Source organism: uncultured Candidatus Kuenenia sp. (genome assembly GCF_900696675.1).
GTDB lineage: Bacteria > Planctomycetota > Brocadiia > Brocadiales > Brocadiaceae > Kuenenia > Kuenenia stuttgartiensis_A.
Map to the genome: position 1 here is coordinate 1 of NZ_CAADGZ010000182.1, position 5,400 is coordinate 5,400.

At 39.4% G+C, this 5,400-nt stretch carries 5 protein-coding genes and 1 pseudogene; 3 read left to right on the top strand and 3 right to left on the bottom strand.

The genetic code is table 11. The annotated features are described in order from the left end of the window. The coding region (locus tag QZT26_RS16320; protein WP_295103682.1) for a putative transposase at positions 1-236 on the top strand (236 nt) is incomplete at its 5' end. 161 nt (positions 237-397) lie between these two features. Here the strand turns inward: QZT26_RS16320 and QZT26_RS16325 are convergent. Both QZT26_RS16325 and QZT26_RS16330 read right to left on the bottom strand, forming a co-directional pair. Beyond that, on the bottom strand, positions 398-1,141 hold the full coding sequence (locus QZT26_RS16325) for an MIP family channel protein (protein WP_099325923.1): 744 nt from the start codon (positions 1,139-1,141) through the stop codon (positions 398-400). Between the two features lie 367 nt (positions 1,142-1,508). Further along, complete coding sequence (locus tag QZT26_RS16330; RefSeq protein WP_164995466.1) at positions 1,509-2,744, bottom strand: RCC1 domain-containing protein; 1,236 nt, start codon at positions 2,742-2,744, stop codon at positions 1,509-1,511. A 441-nt stretch (positions 2,745-3,185) separates the two neighbouring features. Between QZT26_RS16330 and QZT26_RS16335 the strand changes: the two genes are divergently transcribed. After that, positions 3,186-4,085, top strand: a complete 900-nt coding sequence (locus QZT26_RS16335) for a DUF4438 domain-containing protein (RefSeq protein WP_295103685.1) — start codon at positions 3,186-3,188, stop codon at positions 4,083-4,085. Between the two features lie 261 nt (positions 4,086-4,346). Here QZT26_RS16335 and QZT26_RS16340 read toward each other — a convergent pair. Beyond that, positions 4,347-4,580 (bottom strand): annotated as a pseudogene (locus QZT26_RS16340) (integrase core domain-containing protein); the annotation flags it as partial. 250 nt (positions 4,581-4,830) lie between these two features. On the opposite strand from QZT26_RS16340, the gene QZT26_RS16345 reads away from it, so the two are divergent. Further along, on the top strand, positions 4,831-5,079 hold the full coding sequence (locus tag QZT26_RS16345; RefSeq protein ID WP_295103686.1) for a hypothetical protein: 249 nt from the start codon (positions 4,831-4,833) through the stop codon (positions 5,077-5,079). Positions 5,080-5,400 lie beyond the last annotated feature (321 nt).

The following is a 5,400-nucleotide window of genomic DNA, read 5'->3' on the forward strand; positions in this document are numbered from 1 at the left end:
ATGAAGCAAGATCACTGGTACGTCAAATTTTTATGACAGATGCAGATATAATGCCGGATGAAAAGAATGGCGTCTTAAGGATAACGATTCATAACATGACAAACCCAAGGAACAACAGATATGTTCAACAATTATGCGATGTACTTAATAGTTCCGAAACATTATTCCCAGGCACAAATCTGCGCCTTGTATATAATTTGGTATCAAATCAAATTCCACCAGATCAGGAGTTCTGAGATTAGGGATGCTGTCCCTATATGCAGGATTGATCGTTCGTGGTGTCTCCGTTAAAATCTCAGTTTGTTCGTTAGGTAAAAGGGAAACACAAAATACATTTTAAAACGATTTTTTGTTGCAACTGGAAAGAAGGGGGTTTTGCAATCCGTATGCTGCTACATTACCGTCTTCTCTTTCGGCGGAAAGCAGGAATCGTCGTTTTCTTTGCTGCCTTCATCTTTTTTTCTTTTTCGGCGAACACAGCATCGTAGAAAAAAGCGGCGGCCACACCGCCTAAAACAGGACCTACCCACCAAACATAATGGTTTGCAAACTGCCAGGACGCGATAGCTGGCCCAAATGCCCTTGCCGGGTTCATTGCTCCGCTGCTAATCGGGCTGCCAATAAGGACGCCGAACAACACAACAAGCCCGATAGTTAATCCGGAAAAACTACCAAAAGACCTTTTATCAATTGCCGTCCCAAAGACTGTAAGAACGAGCAGAAAGCTAACGATAAACTCCATAACGAGTCCCTGCATTACAGAAATCCCGTCCCCTAACATGCTTGCTCCCAGATGAACCGTATATATTGCTTCAGGAAATAAAATCTTAAGGACAAAACCAGCCAACGCAGCGCCGGCAATCTGTGCTGCAATGTACTTTATAGCCAGATTCGGATTCATCCTTCTGGTGATCCAACATGCTATTGTAACGGCAGGGTTAATATGTGCGCCTGAAATATAGCTCAGTGCATATGTTATAGAGACAATTGCCAACCCATAAGCAATGGAAATCCCTAAAACCCCAATACCGTCCCCTCCTGCTTTCCGCAGGTAATAATCTGTACAAATTGCGCCAGCGGCAATAAAAACAAGCGTAAAAGTGCCTAAAAATTCTGCAATGTATTTTTTGAATGAGTCCACCCCGGATTTCTCCTCTATTAAGTTTCTAAAACACAAAATATAAAAAACGAAACTTTCACATTTTTCTACAGGACACAAACATCTAACAGGATGAAGCTTAAATAATGCTAAACCTTATAGTTACTGTATTATCTTAAAAAAACAAATTCCACCCTTAAAACGAGATTATTAGAATAAAAAAACGTAATTTGTCTCTAAGATATTTACTGGCATGCTTTTGAAGAAATCGCCCATTTCGTAATGCTTATACATTTAATCCTGATATTTGTCAAGTGTTTATTTTGACAATTTTTACGTTAAAATGGACAATATTTAATAATAGTTCTGTCGACTAAATACATCGGGTAGCCGCCTATTAATACTGTAACTATTTCACGAGGGTGGGAATTGGAGTGTTTGCAGATGCGCTATCTTCCTTTGGGGCAGGCGTAATGGTTTGATCCAATTTGATCTGTGAGAGAATGGGAAGTTTTTTGTAATTGAGCGTACCATCTCCCAATTGGCCATATTCGTTATTTCCCCATGCCCAAATCGTTCCGTCTTTCTTTAAAGCGAGACTGTGATAATATCCTGCCGCTATTGAAACAACATCGCTGAGTCCATGCACCTTTAATGTAGTATATTGATAATTGGAAGTAGCGCCTGTCCCAAGCTGCCCTGTCCTGTTGTATCCCATTGACAGCACAGTGCCATCCTGTTGCAAAATGAGAGCATGATAGCCACCGGTTGCAATTGAAACACTATTATTAAGCCCATTAATACGAATTGGAATCTTGCTATTTGTTTGTGTTCCGTTTCCCAGTTGACCATAGGTATTCATGCCCCATCCCCAAATACTGCCATCAGCTTTCACGGCTACATTGTAATTGTTCCCGCTTGCAATAAAAACTGCCCCATTGAAATCATAAACCGGAGTAGGGATAGAACTTTCCGTCATAGTACCATCCCCCAACTGTCCATATCCATTGGCGCCCCAACCCCATATTGTTCCATCCGCCTTTAGCACAAGATTGTGATGATTGCCGCCAGAAACAGCAACAACATTGTTAAGTCCCTGTACTTGCATGGGCTTATATGCATCCGATTTTGTTCCATCGCCTAGCTGGTCTAACTCGTTATTGCCCCATACCCAAACTGTTCCGTCTGATTGCAAAGCAATACTATGGTAGAATCCGGCATCAATCTCAGTAACATCTTTTATGGTTTTCACTTTTACCGGCGTGTTGCGGTTTTCGTTCGTGCCGTCGCCTAATTGTCCAAATCGGTTATTTCCCCATGCCCAGACTGTTCCATCTGATTTAACGGCAAGATTATGCTCCCATCCGGCAGCAATAGAAACTACATCCTCCAGTCCTTTCACCTGTATGGCAAATTTCCGGGGATTGGTAGTACCATCGCCTAATTGTCCGGCATGGTTCCCCCCCCACGCCCAAACGGTACCATCTGGTTTCAAAACAAGGCTGTGAGAACCTCCGCCTGATATTTGAGGAACGGCAGCAAATAATGAACAACAGAAAGTTAACATTGCCGCTACTATTAAAATACAATAAGAAATGTTAATCACCATGTTTTCTGAAAACCCCTTCTGTAACTTTATTATCATCGTATCTATTTGCCTGTACTTGTTTTAGTATTAATCGTAATAAAAACACATCAAATTTAATATGTGTATAGTTTATAACAATAATACGTTTGAAATTGCAAAAAAAAAATATATTATTCGGTTTCCCTTACTTAAACAATTCCTTTATCCCAAAAACAACTATGGCGGAGAGTGCGCGAAAAATATCAATGTAAATCTTGGTAGCACTTTAGTTTTTTGAAAAATTCCAATAATCGTAAAGTAGGGACTAAGCATTTGCCCGTTTGGGTATGAACACATTTTATGACAATTTACATCAAATGCTTCGCCCCCTACTTTTTCAAAAAACTAAAGTGTTACAAATTTTGTATTGCCATTATTCCGTACCCTATGCTAGATTACGCCTGCATATTAGTGAAGATTCGTTAAACCTCAGTATTAGAGGAGAAAAAAAGACATACTATGGAAACAAATGGGAATCGTCTTGTTGAAATATCTGCATTGGGGGAAGTCTCCAGTCCATCAGGAGGCGCAAAGGCATACAGCATATCTCCCGAAGGGATACCTGCCATATTGCCAGGTATGGGCGGAATTACTTATAATGTAAAAATAGGGGATAGTGCGATACAATGGGAAGCTGACCATGTTGAGCCCTGTGTATCCATCAGGAATAAAGACAAGGAAGAAAATGGTGCACTCAATTTATTGGCTTGCATCGGAAATAGCGCAAAAGTTGTGTCCGGAGACGCAAAGGGAGATACAGGCATCGTTACGGGAAAACATGGCGGCATAGAAAACGTGCTGGTAGATTTTGATGATAAAACTATTGAAAAACTCGTAATAGGCGACAAAATACTTATTCGCTGTATCGGTTTGGGCTTTTCTTTTACAAATTGTCCGCAAATAAAAACCATCAATCTCTCCCCTCATCTTCTAGAAACATTGCCAATAAAATATGACAAGACAAAAGGGGTGATGCAAATTCCAGTAACACACACTATACCGGCAGCAATTATGGGATCAGGGCTTGGTCCACAACACTGTTATCGGGGAGATTATGATATACAATTGTTCGACAAACAAACAATAGAAAAACATAACCTGGATACCTTACGGTTGGGAGATATAGTTGCGATTATGGATGCAGACCATTCCTATGGAAGAATATATAAAACCGGGGCTATCACAGTAGGGGTTGTTGTTCACACAAATTGTATAACAGCAGGCCACGGACCTGGGGTTACCACATTGTTTACTTCCGCTGAAGGCAAAATCTCTCCCTATAAAGACAAGAATGCCAATATAGGCGTTTATTTGAATATTGGAAGATTTAGAAAATCCAAAAAAAGGAAAACAAATTAACATCTTACTTAAATTATCATTAGTACATTAGCACTTATTTCCATGCGTACCAGCGATTAGTTTGGAAACAAGCCGTTTCTGCGGCTGCAGTGTTATATCACTATGCTGTCAAAGTTTTTTTATAAGGTGGACTGGTTTGTCAAGACCATTTACTATTAATATTTAGATGCATTAATTCATCAATCTACAGTGTGCAGCAGGCTCCTTCCGTTACCCTTCTGCACACTCTGCAATTTTCCTTCGCCCCACCGCTCCTTTTCCTCATTTGCTCACTGAAGAAACTCCAAAATGAACTTCATACGGTATTTTATATTCCAGTGATTGGTAATACCTCCTAATATTATAAAATGTAAAATACTTCTCCAAACCCTCACGTGCTTCACTACAAGCCTGATATTCTTTGAGATAAACCTCTCCGTACTTCACACTCCTCCAAAGACGTTCCGTAAAAATGTTATCAAATGCCCGCCCTCTACCATACATACTGATTGCGATCTCTTTGCTTAAACACCTATTTTTACACACATAAACCATCATAATACACCCCTTAAAGTCTTTTGTGTTTGAAGGCCGCAGAGCGACGAATTTATCTAGCCCTTACCTTGTAAACCTATATTACAAAATAGTCTACTTGCTTGCCTGTTAGTAGCAACAAAATACATTTTAAGATCAGGACATTTTTGCACTATTCGGGAACTTTAACAAATTTTGGGATTTTAGGGTGATAATATGATGGACAAAATGCTTGAATGGTGATTATAAGTGCGCTATAATTCAAAATATCCACCAATTCATAAGCGCCAATACCTTTCAAATAGAAGGTATCTGGCAGGATTATCAATATTCAGAAAGAATATCACAAATGCATAATCATCACAATAACACACTAATACATGACAAACTTAATCTCGTTTCCTATTTCAATAATCCTGTTTCACAAAGACAAAAACAATATGAAGCAGTTCAGTATACTACGAGATATTTCATGACGTAAAAAACGCCATATCGCGGGAGAAGCGAATTAAGGGTGGCTCAAGGGCTAAAAAAAATAGAATTAATTAATGGAATGAATGAATGCAGGATGGAAGTACCTCTATGACGGTTTATGAGATTGCTTCGGAAAAGACCCTCGCAATGACAAGCTGATACCCTTGTAATGACAAAATAAGTCACTAGTCATCATGTTTCATTTGCAACACCCTGAAACGATGAAAATGGGCTTATAACCATATCGTGTTGTAGTATCTGTACTTAAACTATTTTTTGTAGTCTTATTTTCGCGCCAGGTATTTTGCATTCATGGAATATTTACAGA

What these genes read in the sequence shown, in the direction of transcription:
- QZT26_RS16330 (WP_164995466.1), bottom strand. Translation starts at nt 2,744, where the DNA reads ATGATAATAAAGTTACAGAAGGGGTTTTCAGAAAACATGGTGATTAAC.
- QZT26_RS16335 (WP_295103685.1), top strand. Translation starts at nt 3,186, where the DNA reads ATGGAAACAAATGGGAATCGTCTTGTTGAAATATCTGCATTGGGGGAA.